The organism is Bradyrhizobium sp. T-1, assembly GCF_053592855.1.
In genome coordinates, this window is the sequence record NZ_CM132115.1 from 4,711,281 (window position 1) to 4,729,759 (window position 18,479).

Sequence of the window (18,479 nt, forward strand, 5' to 3'; positions counted from 1 at the left end):
ATGACGTATTCGTGGCGTGTTCCCAGCGCAGAAGACTCTCACTTCTGCGGCAGGTTCACCCGCACATGCAGCTCCCGGAGCTGCTTGGTCGTGGCTTCCGAGGGTGCGCCCATCAGCAGGTCCATGGCCTGCTGGTTCATCGGGAACAGCGAGATCTCGCGCAAATTCGTGGTGCCGCACAGCAGCATCACGATGCGGTCGACACCAGCGGCCATGCCGCCATGCGGCGGGGCGCCGTACTGGAAGGCGCGGTACATGCCGCCGAAGCGGTCGACCACTTCCTGCTCGCCGTAGCCTGCGATCTCGAACGCCTTCACCATCGCTTCCGGCACGTGGTTGCGGATGCCGCCCGAGGCGATCTCGTAGCCGTTGCAGGTGATGTCGTACTGGAACGCCTTGATGGTCAGCGGATCCTGGCCCCTGAGCGCCTCGAGACCACCCTGCGGCATCGAGAACGGGTTGTGCGAGAAGTCGACCTTCTTGTCGTCCTCGTTGTACTCGTACATCGGGAAGTCGACGATCCAGGCGAGCTCGAACCGCTCCTTGTCGGTGAGGTTCAATTCCTCGCCGACCTTGTTGCGGGCGAGCCCCGAAAACTTCCAGAACTTGTCGGGATCGCCGGCGACGAAGAAGGCGGCATCGCCTTCCTTGGTGCCGATCTGCGCGCGGATCGCAGCGGTGCGCTCAGGCCCGATGTTGTTTGCAAGCGGACCTGCGCCCTCGCCGCCCTCGCGCCACATGATGTAGCCGAGGCCCGGCTGGCCCTCACCCTGCGCCCACGAATTCATGCGGTCGCAGAACGCACGGCTGCCGCCGCCGGTCGCGGGGATCGCCCAGACCTGGTTCTTGGGATCTTCAAGCATGCGCGCGAACACCTTGAAGCCGGAGCCGCGGAAGTGCTCGGAGACGTCCTGCATCTCGATGGGGTTGCGCAGGTCCGGCTTGTCGCTGCCGTATTTGCGCAGTGCTTCGGCGAACGGAATCCGGCGCCAGTTCTTGCTCACCGGCTTGCCCTTGGCGAACTCCTCGAACACGCCGGTGATCACGGGCTCCATCGCCGCGAACACGTCTTCCTGCGTGACGAAGCTCATCTCGACGTCGAGCTGGTAGAACTCGCCCGGCAGACGGTCGGCCCGCGGGTCCTCGTCGCGGAAGCAGGGCGCGATCTGGAAGTAGCGGTCGAAGCCCGACATCATCAGCAGCTGCTTGTACTGCTGCGGCGCCTGCGGCAGCGCGTAGAACTTGCCTGGATGGATGCGTGACGGCACCAGGAAGTCGCGCGCGCCTTCCGGCGAGGACGCGGTCAGGATCGGCGTGTTGAACTCGAAGAAGCCCTGCCCCTCCATGCGCCGGCGCATCGACTTGATGATCTCGACGCGGGTCATGATGTTCTGGTGCAGCTTCTCACGACGCAAATCGAGGAAGCGGTACTTCAGGCGAATGTCTTCGGGATATTCCTGGTCGCCGAAGACGGGCAGCGGCAGGTCGCCGGCCGGGCCCAGCACCTCGATCTCGGTGACATAGATCTCGATCTTGCCGGTCGGCAGGTCGTCATTGTCGGTGCCTTCGGGGCGGCGGCGAGCCTTGCCGTCCATCCGCACCACGAATTCCGAACGCAGCTTTTCGGCGAGTGCGAACGCCGGTGAGTCCGGGTCGACCACGCACTGGGTCAGGCCGTAATGGTCGCGCAGGTCGATGAACAGCACGCCGCCATGGTCGCGGACGCGATGGACCCAGCCTGACAGGCGGACCGTCTCGCCGATGTTGCTCTCGCGGAGCGCGCCGCATGTATGTGACCGGTAGCGATGCATGGTCGTCCCAAAAATGATGTCTGAGGATCGAATCGAACGGCCTGTCACGGCCGGTCCGAAGTTGCGGCAGGGTTTACCCGACGAGGCCCAAAGCAGCAACCCGATGCGGCAACCAATGGAACGGCCTGATTTGGGCTGGAAGTGCCCATTTTTGCCCGATCCGGCCCCTAGCCTTTGCCATCGGGCGTTCCAGCCCTATCTTGAGGCCATGACGGTCCATTTCCCCTTCCAGAACTCGTATTCGGCGCTGCCGGACAGCTTCTTTGCCCGCGTCGCGCCGACCCCTGTCGCCGCCCCCCGGCTGATCAAGCTGAACCGGCCGCTGGCGATCCAGCTCGGACTCGATCCAGACCTGCTGGAGGCCCCTGAAGGTGCCGAGATCCTGGCCGGCAAGACGGTTCCCGCCGGCGCCGATCCGATCGCCATGGCCTATGCCGGCCACCAGTTCGGGCATTTCGTGCCCCAGCTCGGCGACGGACGGGCCATCCTGCTCGGTGAAGTCATCGACAGGGACGGCGTCCGCCGCGACATCCAGCTCAAGGGAAGTGGCCCCACCCCGTTCTCCCGCCGCGGCGACGGCCGCGCTGCGCTCGGGCCCGTTTTGCGCGAATACATCGTCAGCGAAGCCATGTATGCGCTCGGCATTCCGACCACGCGTTCGCTTGCGGCCGTGGTCACCGGCGAGCACGTCATCCGTGAGACCGCACTCCCCGGTGCCGTGCTGACGCGCGTCGCCTCGAGCCATATCCGGGTCGGCACCTTCCAATTCTTCGCCGTGCGCCGCGACACCGACGCGATCCGCAGGCTCGCCGACCACGTCATCGTCAGGCACTATCCCGATCTGCTTCATGCCGAGCGCCCCTATCACGCGCTGCTCGCTGCCGTCGTCGCGCGCCAGGCCGAGCTCATCGCGCGCTGGCTCCTGGTCGGCTTCATCCACGGCGTGATGAACACCGACAACTCGTCCATCTCCGGCGAGACCATCGATTACGGCCCCTGCGCCTTCATGGATGCCTACAACCCTTCGCAGGTGTTCTCGTCGATCGACGAGATGGGCCGGTACGCCTATGCCAACCAGCCGCGCATTGCGTTGTGGAATCTGACGCGGCTGGCCGAATGCCTGCTGCCGCTGTTCTCCGACGATCAGGAGAAGGCCGTCGCCGAAGCGCAGGACATTCTCGGTGCCTTCAGCGAGACGTTCAGCGCGGCCTATCAGGCCGGCCTGCGCAAGAAGATCGGCCTGTTCACGGAGCGCGACGGCGACGAGGCCCTGATCCAGGACCTGCTCGATGCCATGGCCAGAAACCAGGCCGACTTCACCCTGACCTTCCGCAAGCTCGGCGATGCCACGGGCGATGACGGCGCCGACGTGCGCGCGCAGTTCATGGAGCCGGCAGCCTTCGACGAATGGGCCGGACGCTGGCGCGCGCGCACCGCGATGGAGCCGCAAACCGCAGCCGAACGGCAAGCCGCGATGCATGCCGTCAATCCGGCCTTCATCCCGCGCAACCACCGCGTCGAGGCCTTGATCCAGGCCGCGGTGAATGACGACGACTACGCGCCATTCGAGGAATTGGTAAAGGTGCTGGCGAAGCCGTTCGAGGACCAGCCGGCGTATGCCGCCTATGCCGATCCACCGCTGCCGGACCAGCGGGTGCTGCAGACGTTCTGCGGGACGTAAAGCGCGAGCCGGCGCACACCTACCACGCATAGCGCACGAGGCCTTTGGCGGCGTAGGAGCGTGTGACGTTGGAGAATTCGCCCTCCAGGGTCCCCGCGGCCGACCAGCCGTTCAGCCATTTCTTCTCGACCGCCCCGGTCACGAGCGCGGCGTCGGCGGCCATGGTCGCGCCGTTCACGACGAAACTCGCGCCGGGCAATGTCTGGAAGGTCGCCCCGATGCCACGGTCCGGATTGAAATCGTGCGCCCAGGCGACGCGCCCGCGCAGCGTGACGATGCCGTCCGGCGCCGCAAAGGATTTGTCGGTGCGAAGGCCAAGTTCGCTGCGCGTATCCGTGACGCTCTTGGCATTGTAGGTCAGCGCGAACTGGTTACTGCCGACAATCACGTGCTCGGCATAGGCCGGCAGATCGAACGTGGTGAACTGCGCCGCGGCATAGGGCGTGAGACCGACGCCCTGCCTCACGAAACGATAGCCGCCTTCGAGCCGGCCGGAATAAGCATTGGCATTGAACTCGGCGCGCAGCCGATCGATCCCGGCCACCGTCAAGGTGCGGTCGGTGACGACGTCCTGCCAGCTATAAGCGAGCGCGCCGGAGATATAGGCGGGACCGACGATGTGTCGGACATACACCCCGGCCTGGAACAGGTCGGAGCGTCCGCCACCCAGATTGTTCGCGGCCGTGAAGTTGGTGCCGCCGCCAGCGACTGCGAAGCCGACCAGCGTGTCGCGCGAGATGCGATAATCAGCGCCAACGGCAGTGCCGTAGAGGCTGCTGGTGCTGTTGTTCGAACCGGCTGCGGTGCTGCCGTCAGTCGTCTGCGAACCTCCAAAACCCGCCGCCCATACGCTCCAGCGTTGCGCGAACGACGGTGCAGCCGGCGCCTTGGTGTAGACGGCCGCGTAAGCGTCGCGCTCGCTCCTCGCGCCGGCCTTGCCGCTCGCCGCATAAGCCATGCTCTCCTCGGCGTAAGCGTTGGAGGCGCCGCCCGGACCTGCGGCATCGTCACGCCCGGCGACGAAGGGATCCGTCATCACCCCCATGAACTGGGTCATCGCGCCGAACGTCGCCTGCTGTGGCGCGCTGCCGACCTCGCCGGAGAGTTGCGCCAGTCCGGCCGGCCCGAGGCCGCCGAACGCAATCGGAATGGTGCCGTTCGTGTTGAAGAAGTTGATGATCGCGTTGCCGACGCTCTGCTGATTGCCGTTCAGACTGCCCGAGGGCGGTGCGAAGTTCAGCGCGAGATTCAGATAGGCGTTGTGCGTGTCCTGACTCAGGCTGACATGAAAGCCTGTCGGCAGGCCGAATGAGAGCACAGTGGGGTCGAACGCGCCCGTGATGCTGCCTGCCTTGAGGATTGTGTATTGCTTCGCGATATAGCTGCCGGGAGCAAAACTCGCCCCCACCGTGGCGCCGCCGAGCGATGCGTTGCCGGTCACATTCGCAAAGGTCGAGGTCGTTGGATCGACCAAGACGAGATAGGCCGCGCCGGACTGCATCGCGAGACTTGTCAGCGTCATCGACGTGCCCGGCGTGAGGCTGCCGGGCGCGAGCAAGCCCCCGGCGTTGACCTGGGTTGCGCCGACGGTGCCGGAACCCCAGAGCGCCCCGCCGTTGTTGACCGTCATGGCTGACGCGGCGAGCGAGCCGCTCACCATGAGGGTACCGTCGTTGACGGTCGTGGTGCCGGCGTATGTGCCGCTGTCGCCCGACAATGACATCGTTCCGGAGCCGGTCTTCACGAAGTTGCCGGTTCCGGTAATTGAGCCGGCGAAAGTCGAATCTGAGTTGTCGCTGCCGACCATCAGCGTGAAACCGCCGACATCGACCTGGGTGAACGCCACTCCAGCTAGCGATCCGTAGGTCGCGCCACCCGACGTCGAATAGACTCGCGCTCCGATGGATGCAAGGTCTACGCGCCCCGAGACACTGCCCCCATAGCTGTTCATAGTGGCGAGATTGCTCAAGAGCGTGACGTTTCCGTTGATCGCGCCGTAGAGCTGGATGTATCCGCCGGCGGCATCAATCGATCCGTTGATCCTGCCTGTGGTATCGACCACGATGTTGGCACCGACCGCATTGGCGAAGCTATTCGTCGCGTTCACGGTTCCATAAACGATCATAATGCCGTTATTCACGACGTTGGCAGCAGTCAGCGTCCGCCCGGCACCGATCTGCGTACTGTAGATCATGCTGCCTGCGTTGTTGGTGAACGTGCTGATGCCCGTGATGTCGCCACCAGATACGATAAAATACGCAAGGTCGCCGGCCGTTACCGCGCCGTTGGAAAGCAAGTTGCCCGTGACCGTAAAATTGCCGCCGGTCTGATTGGCGATACCACCATTGATGGTGCCGCCGGCATTCACCGTACCGTAATTCGTGAGCCCACCGTTGACCGTGCCCGTGCTGTTGAACGTCGCGCCAGCGGCATTCATGATCCCGGCGGTCGTCGTGACCGTTCCGTTGTTTGTGAACGTACCCACATAATTGGCGATGCTGGTCGCACCAAGTGTACGGTTCACTGATATCTGGATGGCACTGGCTGAGGTCGAATTGTTCGTGAGCGCAGTCAGGCCCGTGAAATCGCCGCCGGAAACGAGAAGATGTCCCGTGCCATTGTTTGCGAATGTGCTGTTGGCCGTCACGTTGCCAGTGATGGAGAACGTTCCGGCTGCGTAGTTGCTGTTCGCACCGTTCAGAGCCCCACCGCTGGCATTTACCGTACCGGTGTTAGAAATGCCTCCATTGGTTGAACCCGCTCTCTGCATATAGGTGCCGGAGTTTCCCACCGCGGAGTTCATCGTTCCGGAGTTGATAAATAGAGCGTCGTTGAACGTCCCGCTGGGTGTAGTCGTGACCGTGCCGTTGTTGGTGAAGGTCCCGGCGTTGTTAGCGATGGACGCTAGGCTCAATGTCCGTGTCGCCGATACCACCACGGCGTTCGCCGAAGTCGAGTAGTTGTTGAGGTCCGAGTGCAGACCGGTCAAATCGCCGCCTGACACCATTAGCTGCGCGGTACCGGAGTTGAGCCAAGTGTTGTTTGTCGTTAGCGCGCCCGTCACATTGAGCACACTGGTACCCAAGTTGAAAACGGCGCCAACCGTGCCCTGCACATTCACGATGGAATCTGTGCTGTTCAGTTGGGTCTGGATCGTGCCGGTGGTTGTGAGCGTACCGCCGATCAGAATGGCTCCACCATTAATAGAGCCGCTGTTGGTGGTCGTTCCTGCGCTCTGCGTGACGGCTCCAGAAATCGTGCCCCCATTGTTGTTGAGGGTCCCTGTGTTGCTGACGGCGCCGGTCAAAGTCCCGTTGTTGCGAAAAACAGCGCTGTTGGCGACAGCAGTGGTCAAGCTGCCGCCATTGACCAGCGTGCCGTCGGTGACACTGGTGCTGGTAAACGTGTTGGTCCCTGACAATGTCAGCGTGCTGAACCCCGTTTGCGAGATCGAGGTACCAGTCATGTTGTTTGAGATGGAGATCGTCTGGCCGAAAAACGCGTTGTTGACGAGGTTCGGCCCGGCGCCGTTGAAGTTCACGGCCTGGCCGCTGATCGTGTAGTTCTGCGAGCTGGTGGTGAAGGTCCAGGAGTCCGGCGTGATCGGACCGGCCGTGACAGACACGGTCGCGCTGCCTGTCAAAGTAAAAATCGCGGTCTGACCCGCGTTGACCGGCGGTGCGCCGGCCGGCGGATTGCTCCAGTTGGTGTCGAGATTGTAGTCGCTCGTCGCCGTGGTCGAGCCGACGTTACCCCAAATTTGCGCCCTGACACTCGACAGGCTCGTGCTCGCCAACGCGAGAGCGAGCAGGCCTATCCTGGTTGCTCGACCGGCGCTCCGGCTCCCTGTTCGCACCGCCCGGACGCTTTCGACTGCACCTGCACGCGCCGGCTGAAACGACTCAATGAACGCAACGGCCCGACGTGCGGGCCTCGCAAAACCTGCCCCGATCATTCCAAATTCCACAGCGCCGCCCGACGCGCTTTATTGTCAGTTATTTCAAACGGTCACTGCGTAGCCGGTTCCTGGCGGGCGAGCCATGGGTGTGGGTTCCGCCCGGTTCAACGGATGATCGAATCGTGTCCAACTGTGTCTCAACCGCAACATGAGGTTGCAGCGTCGCGGTCAAACCAGCGTTGGCCGCGAGCCGACGAAGCCTGCGGCCCGAGCCGGCCAGCACCGTTTGGGCGCCCGGGTGTAAACGGCAGAACAGACGTCGCGCTACGCGACGAACGCGCGCCGTTCATGGAGCTCGCCGATCTGCGGATTTTCCGATTTTGCCATCATGCCGCTGTTTTGCCCGACGTGTCAACGGACGTCGAACGGCGCCTGTTGTCCGGCAACCACAGGCTACTGTGCATGGGGTTGTTTTCGATGTTTTTTGTGCCATCGGGCGACTACCGCACCGCGAGATGACCCCGTTGACCCCGTCTGCTCTTCCGCCCGACAATTTGCCGGATCGGCGACCACTGTCATCAAACTGAAACACTGTCACTCTAACCGGCTGGCGGGCCGTCTTGCCGGAGGCGACCGTCCTCCCTGGAAGACCGACACACGCTATGCCCTTCAAATTCATCCACCTCACCGACACGCATCTTGCGGACCCGGGCCAGCAGCTCTATGGCCTCGACCCGCGCGCCCGCCTCGACGCGGCCATCGCCGACATCAACCAGCATCAGTCCGACGCGGCGTTCGCGGTCGTGACCGGCGATCTCACTCACTGGGGTGAGCCCGACTCCTACGCCAATTTCGCTGAAGCGATGGCTGCGCTGAAGATCCCCTACATTGCCATGGTCGGCAATCACGACAAGCGCGTGGCCTGCCTCGACGGCCTGAAGGCTGCGCCGCGCGATCCCAATGGCTTCGTGCAGGGCACGCGCACCACCGAACACGGCCTGTTCGTTTTCCTCGACACGCTGGACGAGACCAGCCACGCCGGCGAGATGTGCGCCAGGCGCTTCGACTGGCTGGCGAAGACGCTCGCGGCCGCGCCCGCAGACCAGCCGTTCGTCGTGTTCATGCATCATCCGCCCTTCCCGGTCGGCGTCCACGCGATGGACGAGATTGCGTTGAAGCAGAGCGCAGAGTTTGCCGAGGTCATCGCACCCTATCGCGCGCGCATCCGTCACCTGTTCTTCGGACATGTGCACCGGCCGATCTTCGGCAGCTTCGGCAAGATCCCGTTCTCGACGCTGCGCGGCACCAATCACCAGGTCTGGTTCGAGCTCAACCCCGCCGCCACCGATCATCTGGCGAGCCACGAGCCGCCGGCCTATGGCGTGGTGCTGATCGACGACGAGAACCTCGTCGTGCACAGCCACGACTTCCTCGACACCAGCCTGCGCTTCCCGTTCGATCCACCTGCAGCAGTGGACGGCCGCGACTATGCGCTCAATTTCCCGGCGCGGTGACATGAGCCTCGCTGAACCCGCGGCTCTCCCGGTCGCGGCGCCGGCGCCGCCGCGCCTGCACATCGCGAGGCGGTTCACCACGCGCTTCAAAGCTTCGTTGCCGGCCTATCTGCTGCTGCTGCCCTCGCTGATCTTCCTCGCGCTGTTCACCTATGGTGCGATGGGACGCGTGCTCATCGACGCGCTCTATCAGCGCGCCACGCCGAAGGCGCCGCTGCGCTTCGTCGGCCTCGACAATATCAGCGCCGTGCTGGCGGATTCGGCCTTCACCGGCGCCGTCGTCAACAACCTCGTCTACGCCGTCGGCACGGCGATCCCGAGCATCGGCCTCGCGCTGCTGTTCGCGCTGGCGCTGGCGCGCACCAATGCGGTGACCAGCGCGCTGCGGGCTGCGCTATTCCTGCCGGTGCTGATCCCGATGGTCGCGGCCTCCGCGCTATTCCTGTTCATCTTCCTGCCCAATGTCGGCCTGCTCGATTACTACATCGGCCGGCTCTTGCCGGTGCTGCCGAACTGGCTCGGCGACCCCGACATCGCGCTCTATGCCATCATGATCATCACGATCTGGAAGAACGCCGGCTACTACATGCTGTTCTTCCTCGCCGGCCTCCAGGCCGTGCCCGAGGACGTGATGGAAGCGGCGCACCTCGACGGCGCCGGTCCCTTCATGCGGCTGCGCTACATCATCCTGCCGGAGCTCAAGCCAACCTTCCTGTTCGTCATCGTGATCGCCACGCTGAACGCGGTGACGCAGGTCGATCACGTCTTCGTCCTGACCCAGGGTGGCCCGTCCAACGCGACCAATCTCGTGCTGTTCTACATCTATCAGCAGGCCGTCGAGCATTTTGATGTCGGCAAGGCCTCGGCCGCAACGCTTCTGACCCTCGCCGCCCTGATGGGCCTCACCGCGCTCTCGTTCCGCACGATGGCGAACCGCGAGGGCGGGCCATGAAGCTGATCGACCGGATCTGCGGGGACGCCCCGCTCGCCACTCGCAACGAGATCACCCCGAAGCTCGGCTTCGCGCTGACCGTGCTGCTCGCGCTCGCCTGGCTCATACCGTTCCTGTGGATGGGCGTGGCGACCCTGCGCCCGGCCTCCGACGGCATCAACCTGATGGCCGAGCTGATGCCGAGCCTGAAGCCGACGCTCGACAATATCAGGGACGCCTGGGAGATCGGCGATTTCCCGCGCTACCTGCTCAACACCACCATCATCTGCACCGGCATCCTTCTGGTGCAGTTCGTCACGATCACGCTGGCGGGCTTCGCCTTTGCGCGGCTCGACTTCGCCGGCAAGACGCTGATCTTCTACCTGTTCCTGATGCAGCTGATGCTGGTGCCGGTGCTGCTGATCGTGCCGAACTTGAGTCTGGTGGCACAACTCGGCCTCTATGACACGCTCGCCGGCGTGATGATGCCGTTCTTCGCGTCGGCCTTCGGCACCTTCCTGATGCGCCAGGCCTTCGAGGCGATTCCGACCGAGCTGGAGGACGCGGCGCTGATCGACGGCGCCAGCCTGATCCAGCGTATTCGCCACATCTACGTGCCGCTGTCGCTGCCGAGCTTCTCGGCGTTTGCGATCATCTCGGTCACCAGCCACTGGAACGACTTCCTGTGGCCGCTGATGGTGATCAATTCGCCGGACAAGCGGCCGCTCACGGTCGGGCTCTCCGTCTTCACCAAGACCGCCGAGGGCACGCAGGCCTGGGGCACCATCGCCGCCGGCACGCTGATGGTGATCGCACCGCTGCTCATCACCTTCCTGATCTTCCAGAAGCGTTTCATCAGCTCTTTCGTCACCTCAGGCATCAAATAGGAGATTTTTCGATGCTGTTCTCCCGCAGGCTCATGCTTGGCCTCGCCATGGCAGGCTCTATGGCAGCCGCCCTCACCGTCCCGGCAATGGCCGAGGGTCCGACCGAGATCGACCTATTCTTTCCTGTCCCTGTCGACGGCAAGCTCGCCCGCGACATGGGCACGCTGATCAAGGAGTTCAATGACGGTCATCCCGGTATCAAGGCGACCGCGGTCTACACCGGCTCCTATGATGACACGCTGATCAAGACGCGCGCCTCGATCAAGGCCGGCAAGCCGCCAGCGGCCGTGATCATGTCGGCCAACTTCCTGCTCGACATGCAGATCGAGAACGAGCTCACCAATCTCGACAGCCTCATCGCCGCCGACGGCAGCACCAAGGACCAGTTCCTCGGCCAGTTCTTCCCGGCGCTGCAGGGCAACGCGGTGATCAACCGCTCGATCTACGGCGTGCCCTTCCACAATTCGACGCCGCTGCTCTACATCAACGCCGACAAGGCCAAGGAAGCCGGCCTCGATCCGAGCAAGCCGCCGCAGACCTGGGCCGAGCTCACCGACTGGGCCAAGAAGCTGACCAAGCGCGAGGGCGACAAGGTCACCCAATGGGGCATCGCGATCCCCTGCGCCTATGACTATTGCGGCTGGATGATGGAAACGCTCACCATGAGCAACGGCGGGCGCTATTATAATGAGGAGTTCGGCGGCGAGGTCTATTACGACACGCCCTCGATGCTCGGCGCGCTGACCTGGTGGAGCGACCTCGTGAGCAAGCACAAGGTCCACCCGCCCGGCGCCACGCCCGGTCCTGCCGTCAGCACCTCCTTCATCTCCGGCAATGCCGCGATGATGATGCTGTCGACGGGCTCGCTGACCTATGTGCGCGAGAACGCCAAGTTCAACTACAAGGTCGCCTTCATCCCGCGCAACGTCCGCAACGCCGTGCCGATCGGCGGCGCCTCGCTGATCATTCCGGCGGGCGTGGAGGCCGACAAGCAGAAGGCCGCCTGGACACTGATCAAGTGGATGACCTCGCCCGAGAAGAGCGCCTGGTGGAGCCGCGCTACGGGTTACTTCGCGCCCAACATGGCCGCCTACAAGACGCCCGACATGGTCGACTTCCTCAACAAGAACCCGGACGCCAAGACCGCCGTCGAGCAGCTCGACGTCGCAAAGCCGTGGTTCGCGACCTACAAGACCGTGCCAGTGCGCAAGAACCTCGAGGACGAGGTGATGCTGGTCCTCAACGGCAAGAAGCAGCCGAAGGAAGCCCTCGTCGCCGCCCAGAAGGCCGCCGACGAGACGCTCAAGCCGTTCAACGCCGAGACCTCCCTGAAGCTGCCGTAGAGGCAAGAGCAACGGCAGACGAACACGGCGCTCCGCCATGCGGGGCGCCGAATTCGTTTTGGACGGTTACCGCCATTAACCCCCCGTCCACCATCCGGCTGCCGGCGCCGCCGGTAACCATTTGAATTAACAGACCCTCAACGCACAGCCGACAAATCTAACGGTGTTTCTGGAGATTTCCGCCGTGGATTTGCTGGTTTTCGAGTTCCTGGGGTTGGCGCTGGTTGGCATGTGCCTGGTCGTTGTGGCGCTGCCTTGCGCCCGCAAATCCTCGCACCGGGTCCGCTACGAGTAGGAATTTCGTCGGAAAAATCGATTCCGGCCCCAATGCAAGGCTCGAATTCGCTTAGAGCCCCTTGACATCACAGCGCTTTCGGCAGAACGGCTGATACCAAGTGTCATGGGCCGTTCATGGATTTGATTACCACCACCGCTGACCTCGCGGCTGCCTGCAGCCGGCTGGCCAAGCACCCCGTCATTACCGTCGATACCGAGTTCCTGCGCGAGACCACCTATTACCCGCTGTTGTGCGTGGTGCAGATGGCCAGCGCCGAGGAAGCGATCGTCATCGACACCCTGGCCGAGGGCATCGACCTCAAGCCGTTCTTCGAACTGATGGCCAACGAGGGCGTGCTGAAGGTGTTTCACGCCGCCCGCCAGGACATCGAAATCATCTGGCACCAGGCCAACATCATCCCGCATCCCGTGTTCGACACCCAGGTCGCGGCCATGGTGCTCGGCTATGGCGACAGTATCGCATACGATGCGCTGGTCGAGAAGGTCGCCGGCCATCGCCCGGACAAGACCCACCGCTTTACCGACTGGTCGCGCCGGCCGCTGACCAAGGAGCAGATGCACTACGCGGTGTCCGACGTCACGCACTTGCGCGACGTCTTCGCCACGCTCGACGCCGACCTCAAGAAGCGCCGGCGCAGCGAATGGGTCTCCATCGAGATGGAGGTCCTGACCTCGCCCAAGACCTACGACTTCCACCCCGAGCGTGCCTGGGAGCGGTTGAAGACGCGCGTGCGCAAGCCGAAGGACCTTGCCGTGTTAATGGAGGTCGCTGCCTGGCGCGAGCAGGAAGCGCAGAGCCGCGACGTGCCTCGCGGCCGTGTGCTGCGCGACGAGGCCATCAGCGACATCGCCACCCACGCGCCGAACACGCTGGAAAAGCTCGCCCATCTGCGCTCGGTACCAAAGGGTTTTGAGAAGTCCAAATGGGGCGCGGACATCGTCGCAGCGGTCGAGCGCGGGCTGGCGCGGGATTTCTCCACCCTGCCGAAGCTGGAAAAGCCGCGCAACAATTCCAATGGCGCCGCGACCGTCGAGCTGTTGAAGGTGCTGTTGCGCATGACGGCCGAACGCCATGCGGTCGCGAGCAAGGTGATCGCGACCGTCGATGACCTCGAGGAGATCGCAGCTGACGACGAGGCCGACGTGCCGGCGCTGCGCGGCTGGCGCCGCGAGCTGTTCGGCGACAACGCGCTGAAGCTGAAGCGCGGCGAGCTCGCGCTGGCGATCGAGAAGGGCCGCGTGATCGGGGTTCAGCGAGTAGAGGCGGTTAAACCTTCATCCTGAGGTGCGAGGCGTGCGGTGCGAAGCACCGCGCGCGGAGCCTCGAAGGATGAGCGCCGTCCGCTACGGCCAGTCGGGCCGTCGCCCTTCGAGGCTCGCCGAAGAGGCGAGCACCTCAGTGTGACGGTGAAAGATCGAACGCCCGGACGGAAGAGACTCTACGCCTGCGGTAGCTTCGCGACTTCCGGCTTCATGTCATTCAGCACGCCGGTGATCGCCGCCACCAGCTCATCGATCTGGGCCTTGGTGGTAATCAATGGCGGACAGATGGCGATGGCGTCGAGCATGTTGCGCGAGATCACGCCGCGCTCCTGCAGCATGCGGCTCGCCATGCCGCCGACGGCTCCGGGCGTCGCGGCTGCCGTCTTGCGGCCCTTGTCGAGCACGAGCTCGATCGCTGCGATCATGCCGACGCCGCGGACTTCGCCGACCAACGGGTGGCTGGTAAGCTCGCGCAGCTTGCCCTGCATGTAGCCGCCGAGCTCGGCGGCATGCGCGACCAGGCCGCGCTCCTCGATGATCTTGAGGTTTTCCAGTGCAATCGCCGAGCCGACCGGATGACCGCCGGCGGTGAAGCCGTGGCCAAGCACGCCGATCTTGTTGCTCTCATCCGCGATTGGCTCGAACATGCGATCGTTCATGATGATGGCTGACAGCGGGAAATAGCTCGAGGTGATCTGCTTGGAGACCACGATCGCATCGGGTTTGATGCCGTAGGTCTCACAGCCGAACATCTTGCCGGTGCGGCCGAAACCGCAGATCACTTCGTCGGCGACCAGCAGGATGTCGTACTTCTTCAACACCGCCTGGATCTTGTCCCAATAGGTCGCCGGCGGCACGACGACGCCGCCCGCCCCCATCACCGGCTCGCCGAAAAAGGCCGCGATGGTGTCCGGTCCCTCCTTCTGGATCAGCGCATCGAGCTCCTCGGCCCGGCGCGTCGCAAAGGCTTCCTCGCTCTCGCCGGGGGCGCCGTCCTTGTAGAAATGCGGCGAGCCCGTGTGCAGGATGTTCGGCAGCGGCAGGTCGAACGAGCGGTGATTGTTCGGCAGGCCCGTGAGACTCGCCGAGGCGATGGTGACGCCGTGATAAGCGCGCATGCGGCTGATGATCTTCTTGCGCTGCGGCTGGCCGAGCGAATTCGATCGATAGGCGATCAGTTTCAGGACCGTATCGTTCGCTTCCGAACCCGAGTTGGTGAAGAACACCTTGCTCATCGGCACCGGCGCAAGCGCCACCAGCTTCTCGGCGAGATCGATCGAAGGCCCGTGCGATTTGGCCGAGAACGTGTGATAGAACGGCAGCGCCTGCATCTGCTTGTACGCCGCTTCGACCAGCCGCTTCTCGTTGAAACCGAGCCCGACGCTCCACAAGCCAGCCATCGCCTCGAAATAGCGCTTGCCCGACGCATCGAACACGTAGGGCCCCTCGCCGCGCTCGATCACCAGGGGACCTGCCTGCTGATGGGCGCGCGCATTGGTGTAGGCGTGGAGCTGATAGGCCACATCCCGGGCTTCTTGCGAATTGGGCAGCATGGACATTTGCAGGGATCCCTTAAGTCATCACGTCGTCGGCACGGCCAACGCCATCGCTCGACCATCAGTTACTTGGCTATTGCGGCGGGACGGAACTTGCAACGCCAATTCGTCAGCAGCAAGCGCTCAGCAGCGATGCACAAAGCCGCACACAAGTCGGTGCTCAAGCAGCGCTGTCGTCGTTCCCATCATTGTCGGCCGCGGCTTCCCTCACCTCGACCAGCGCCATCGACAGCAGATAGACGGTCGTGGGCAGACCGACCCGGCGCGCCGCCTCGACGGCACGCGACAGATCGCTCGCCAGCTCCCTCAGCTCGTCCTCCCGAGACAATGTCCCACCCCATCCATCCGCCGATCGCGTCTCTCTCAGATCGCGATGGCGCCACTGGTTCTAATCAGTTCGGCGCTGGACTGGAATGTAGCAAAGTTGCCGATCACATTCACTACCGACTGTTTGTAGACAGCCGCCTCGCTCGTTCCCGTCTGCCCGCAGGCCACGGCATCGGCGACCACCTGGTAGCGATGGCTGCGGTGAAATCCCTCCACGACAGTGGCCAGGATGGTCTCGTCGAGGGAAACACCTGCTACCACGCAGCGCACATTGCGAATGCTGGACATGTGTTCCACGAAACGCGACGAGCTGTACGCCGAGGGCAGCGGATGCTCGAACGTCATCTCACCCGGCCAGGGACGCGCCTGCGCGATCCAATCGGTCAGCCTGGATGACGGATTGAACCACGCCGGTTGCGCAATGCGCTTCAAATGCATCACCGGCAGGAGCTTGCTGCGCCACAGCGTCAGCAGCTCCAGGCAGCGGACGATCGAAGCGTCGGCATCGAGAATGACGTGGCGGTCCCCCTGGGTCAGGTATTCGACCTGGAGATCCGCACAGACCAGAACCAGCGGATCCTCGTGGGAGATCGGCATCGTGTTGCGCAGACCTGCACCAGTTTCAGCGGTCGGCGAGCGCGAGGTCCCGTAGCGGCGAAGTCACCGCCCGCCCCGCCGAGGCATCGAGCACGCCCGGCCGGTCCCAGTCCCCCTCAGGGCGGATGATCACATAGGGATCGCTGTCCAGCGTGATGGCGTCCGGTCCTGGCTCGATCTCCAGCAGCATCTCCGTATAGGCGAAATCCGAGAAGGTAATCTTGCGATTGTGGCCAAGTGGCTTGGCGCCGAAATGAGCCCAGAAATCCACCAACCGGTCCTGAGCCTGACCGTAGATCTTGCGGAACCCCTTGCGCTTCACGAAGTCGATGCTCGCCTGCACCAGCTTGAACGAGAGACGCGAGCGCCGATATTGGTGACGCACCGCAAGCCGCTCGACCTTGGCGAAATCGCCGAAGAAGCGCACCCGCAGGCAGCCCGCTGGCTCGTTGCCGATATAGCCGATGAAGTGCGCGGCAACCATGTCGTTGCCGTCGAACTCCTCGTCAAACGGACAATCCTGCTCGGCGAGATAGACCGCAGAGCGAATGGCCGTGATCAGCATGAGGTCGCTCGGAGTGCGCGCAAGACGGATGGTGATGGCGCGGGAGTCAGGCTTGGCGAGAGGAATTCTAGTGCCGTGCATCTGCAAAACTCCTTGCTTGGATGAACGCACCCGGCATGGGCGTCGGCTGTCGATGCCAGGGACGCTCGTAACACCAGAGGTCGGGCTGGAAGCTCGAAATAGGCTCGAAGCCGGTCGCCCTCATGATCTCGCGTCCGGCCACGGTTGACGGCTGCGCATAGCAATCGGCACCACGAAATCTTACCTGCCGAAGATGAGCAGCCGCCTTGCCAAGACCGGCGATGCCGCGGCCGGTAGCCGCGATCGCCCAGATATAGATGGCTGCGACGTCATCATTCGCGGAAGCGAGATAACGCGTCTCGGGCGCAGTCAGACAGATATCGTCGAGCAACAGTGCATCATGCCCGTGATCGTTGAGAAACAGGAAGGCCATGCCGCCCAGAAGATTGCCTTTCCGGGTGAAAGTCAGGATGCTCTGGGGATCGAAAGCGAAATATGTCGCGAGCTCTGTCGCCCCGATCTGCACACCGGGAACCAGCCGGCGCGCCATCTCCGAGAGCGCTGCTATTTCGGAAAATTGCGCGCGACGGACGTCCACCTCGGGACTCAGCGGCAAGGCGTCGAAATCATGCCTTGCGGCAAACGAGCCCCTTTCCATACTCATGTCGTCCCTCTATCGTTCAGGGGTTTTGTACGCCGCTATGAAGAAAAGCTTAGCGGCTGGAGATCAGGAGTATGCAGCAAGTATTGCACCGGGGTGCTGCAATAATGCAGCACCATGAAGAAGCGCTAAATGCGTCCTGGGACGATTTGAAACTGTTTTTAGCCTGCGCAAAGTTTAAAAGTTTCCGAAATGCTTCAGAAGAGCTTGGGCTCACCTCCACCACGTTGATGCGCCGGATCGACCGGCTCGAAGAGAGCATCGGCTGCAAGCTTTTCCTGCGCGACCAGAGCGGGCTCACGCTCAGCGACGAAGGCACCGCGATGATTGCCGACGTCGCGCATATGGAGCGTCACGCCTTCAATGTCTTCCGCCGAGCCTCACGTTCATCGAACGATACGTCGGGTACGGTGCGCGTCGCCGTGACAGAAGGCCCCGGCAATTTCTGGATCCTGCCGCGGCTGATCGATTTCCAGAAGACCTATCGCAAGATCACCGTCGATCTGCGTTGCGCGATGGAGCAGGCCGACGTCGCGCGACTGGAGTCGGACATCGCAATCCAGCTCGAACCGCCGACCAATCCCGATCTCATCGTCGCCAAGCTCGGCCGGCTGCACATCTATCCCTTCGTCTCCAAAGGCTATGCTGACCTCTACGGCGTGCCGACGACGCTCGCCCAATTGTCGAGCCACCGCATCATCAAGCAGAGCGCGCCGCAGGTCGACGACGGCGCCTATGCCCGCGTGCTCGGGCTGAAATCGCTGGAGGGCATCGTCGGGATCAAGACCAACTCCTCAGTCGGCGCACTCTATGCGGTGGAGCGTGGCGCGGGCATCGGTTTCCTGCCGTCAGTGTCGATTGCGCTCGGCGCGCCGCTCGTCGCCGTCGATCTCGGCGTCAGCCACCACGCCGACCTCTGGCTGACCTATCACAAGGAATTCCGCGCCTCCGAGCGCCACAAGATCGTGGTCGACTGGCTGAAGAAGATCTTCGACCCAAAAACCTATCCTTGCTTCCGTGACGAGTTCATCCATCCCAACACGCTGGTGCCGATGATGACGGATGCGCGCGAAGGCTTCGGATTGTCTGGATACATTGCAGCAACGCCGATTTGAGTGGGAAGGAGC

The 18,479-nt window shown here is 63.3% G+C and carries 14 protein-coding genes; 7 read left to right on the forward strand and 7 right to left on the reverse strand.

The genetic code is table 11. The features are described 5' to 3' along the window. Positions 1-38: 38 nt before the first annotated feature. Positions 39-1,811 (reverse strand): aspartate--tRNA ligase, encoded by a 1,773-nt coding sequence (gene aspS / locus ACWAT4_RS22940; protein WP_212299469.1) that lies wholly within the window; start codon positions 1,809-1,811, stop codon positions 39-41. A 208-nt stretch (positions 1,812-2,019) separates the two neighbouring features. Here aspS and ACWAT4_RS22945 point away from each other — a divergent pair, with 208 nt between their 5' ends. After that, entirely contained in the window at positions 2,020-3,492 is a 1,473-nt protein-coding gene (locus tag ACWAT4_RS22945) for a protein adenylyltransferase SelO (RefSeq protein WP_449728126.1), read from the forward strand. A 19-nt stretch (positions 3,493-3,511) separates the two neighbouring features. Here the strand turns inward: ACWAT4_RS22945 and ACWAT4_RS22950 are convergent, their stop codons facing one another. Next, a complete protein-coding gene (locus tag ACWAT4_RS22950) occupies positions 3,512-7,288 on the reverse strand; it encodes an autotransporter outer membrane beta-barrel domain-containing protein (protein WP_449728127.1) in 3,777 nt (1,258 codons plus the stop codon). 764 nt (positions 7,289-8,052) lie between these two features. Between ACWAT4_RS22950 and ACWAT4_RS22955 the strand changes: the two genes are divergently transcribed. The 5 genes from ACWAT4_RS22955 to rnd all read left to right on the forward strand — a co-directional run bounded on the left by ACWAT4_RS22955 (position 8,053) and on the right by rnd (position 13,646). Next, entirely contained in the window at positions 8,053-8,904 is an 852-nt protein-coding gene (locus ACWAT4_RS22955) for a phosphodiesterase (RefSeq protein WP_449728128.1), read from the forward strand. A gap of 1 nt (position 8,905) precedes the next feature. Then, positions 8,906-9,856 (forward strand): carbohydrate ABC transporter permease, encoded by a 951-nt coding sequence (locus ACWAT4_RS22960; protein ID WP_449728129.1) that lies wholly within the window; start codon positions 8,906-8,908, stop codon positions 9,854-9,856. Next, on the forward strand, positions 9,853-10,722 hold the full coding sequence (locus ACWAT4_RS22965; RefSeq protein WP_212299462.1) for a carbohydrate ABC transporter permease: 870 nt from the start codon (positions 9,853-9,855) through the stop codon (positions 10,720-10,722). The genes ACWAT4_RS22960 and ACWAT4_RS22965 overlap by 4 nt, the downstream gene beginning before the upstream one ends. Before the next feature lie 11 nt (positions 10,723-10,733). Continuing rightward, positions 10,734-12,065: an ABC transporter substrate-binding protein gene (locus tag ACWAT4_RS22970; RefSeq protein ID WP_449728130.1), complete on the forward strand. Its 1,332-nt coding sequence runs from the start codon at positions 10,734-10,736 to the stop codon at positions 12,063-12,065. A gap of 411 nt (positions 12,066-12,476) precedes the next feature. Next, complete coding sequence (gene rnd / locus ACWAT4_RS22975) at positions 12,477-13,646, forward strand: ribonuclease D (protein ID WP_449728131.1); 1,170 nt, start codon at positions 12,477-12,479, stop codon at positions 13,644-13,646. A 155-nt stretch (positions 13,647-13,801) separates the two neighbouring features. On the opposite strand, the gene ACWAT4_RS22980 is transcribed toward rnd, so the two are convergent. The 5 genes from ACWAT4_RS22980 to ACWAT4_RS23000 all read right to left on the reverse strand — a co-directional run bounded on the left by ACWAT4_RS22980 (position 13,802) and on the right by ACWAT4_RS23000 (position 17,355). Then, positions 13,802-15,184 carry an aspartate aminotransferase family protein gene (locus tag ACWAT4_RS22980; protein ID WP_449728132.1) on the reverse strand — a complete coding sequence of 461 codons (1,383 nt, stop codon included), beginning with the start codon at positions 15,182-15,184 and terminating at the stop codon, positions 13,802-13,804. Between the two features lie 157 nt (positions 15,185-15,341). After that, positions 15,342-15,509: a hypothetical protein gene (locus ACWAT4_RS22985; protein WP_212428289.1), complete on the reverse strand. Its 168-nt coding sequence runs from the start codon at positions 15,507-15,509 to the stop codon at positions 15,342-15,344. A 35-nt stretch (positions 15,510-15,544) separates the two neighbouring features. Continuing rightward, the gene (locus ACWAT4_RS22990) at positions 15,545-16,105 is read right to left on the reverse strand and encodes an isochorismatase family protein (RefSeq protein ID WP_449728133.1); all 561 of its coding nucleotides are present in this window, start codon (positions 16,103-16,105) and stop codon (positions 15,545-15,547) included. A gap of 25 nt (positions 16,106-16,130) precedes the next feature. Continuing rightward, positions 16,131-16,751, reverse strand: coding sequence for a GNAT family N-acetyltransferase (locus ACWAT4_RS22995; RefSeq protein ID WP_212299454.1), 621 nt, complete (start codon positions 16,749-16,751; stop codon positions 16,131-16,133). After that, positions 16,738-17,355 (reverse strand): hypothetical protein, encoded by a 618-nt coding sequence (locus ACWAT4_RS23000; protein WP_212428287.1) that lies wholly within the window; start codon positions 17,353-17,355, stop codon positions 16,738-16,740. The genes ACWAT4_RS22995 and ACWAT4_RS23000 overlap by 14 nt, the downstream gene beginning before the upstream one ends. Before the next feature lie 71 nt (positions 17,356-17,426). On the opposite strand from ACWAT4_RS23000, the gene ACWAT4_RS23005 reads away from it, so the two are divergent. Continuing rightward, positions 17,427-18,467 carry a LysR family transcriptional regulator gene (locus ACWAT4_RS23005; protein ID WP_212299446.1) on the forward strand — a complete coding sequence of 347 codons (1,041 nt, stop codon included), beginning with the start codon at positions 17,427-17,429 and terminating at the stop codon, positions 18,465-18,467. Positions 18,468-18,479 lie beyond the last annotated feature (12 nt).

Coding starts and splice junctions, on each gene's coding strand:
- aspS (WP_212299469.1), bottom strand. CDS start 1,811: ATGCATCGCTACCGGTCACATACATGCGGCGCGCTCCGCGAGAGCAAC.
- ACWAT4_RS22945 (WP_449728126.1), top strand. CDS start 2,020: ATGACGGTCCATTTCCCCTTCCAGAACTCGTATTCGGCGCTGCCGGAC.
- ACWAT4_RS22955 (WP_449728128.1), top strand. CDS start 8,053: ATGCCCTTCAAATTCATCCACCTCACCGACACGCATCTTGCGGACCCG.
- ACWAT4_RS22960 (WP_449728129.1), top strand. CDS start 8,906: ATGAGCCTCGCTGAACCCGCGGCTCTCCCGGTCGCGGCGCCGGCGCCG.
- ACWAT4_RS22965 (WP_212299462.1), top strand. CDS start 9,853: ATGAAGCTGATCGACCGGATCTGCGGGGACGCCCCGCTCGCCACTCGC.
- ACWAT4_RS22970 (WP_449728130.1), top strand. CDS start 10,734: ATGCTGTTCTCCCGCAGGCTCATGCTTGGCCTCGCCATGGCAGGCTCT.
- rnd (WP_449728131.1), top strand. CDS start 12,477: ATGGATTTGATTACCACCACCGCTGACCTCGCGGCTGCCTGCAGCCGG.
- ACWAT4_RS22980 (WP_449728132.1), bottom strand. CDS start 15,184: ATGTCCATGCTGCCCAATTCGCAAGAAGCCCGGGATGTGGCCTATCAG.
- ACWAT4_RS22990 (WP_449728133.1), bottom strand. CDS start 16,105: ATGCCGATCTCCCACGAGGATCCGCTGGTTCTGGTCTGTGCGGATCTC.
- ACWAT4_RS22995 (WP_212299454.1), bottom strand. CDS start 16,751: ATGCACGGCACTAGAATTCCTCTCGCCAAGCCTGACTCCCGCGCCATC.
- ACWAT4_RS23000 (WP_212428287.1), bottom strand. CDS start 17,355: ATGAGTATGGAAAGGGGCTCGTTTGCCGCAAGGCATGATTTCGACGCC.
- ACWAT4_RS23005 (WP_212299446.1), top strand. CDS start 17,427: ATGCAGCAAGTATTGCACCGGGGTGCTGCAATAATGCAGCACCATGAA.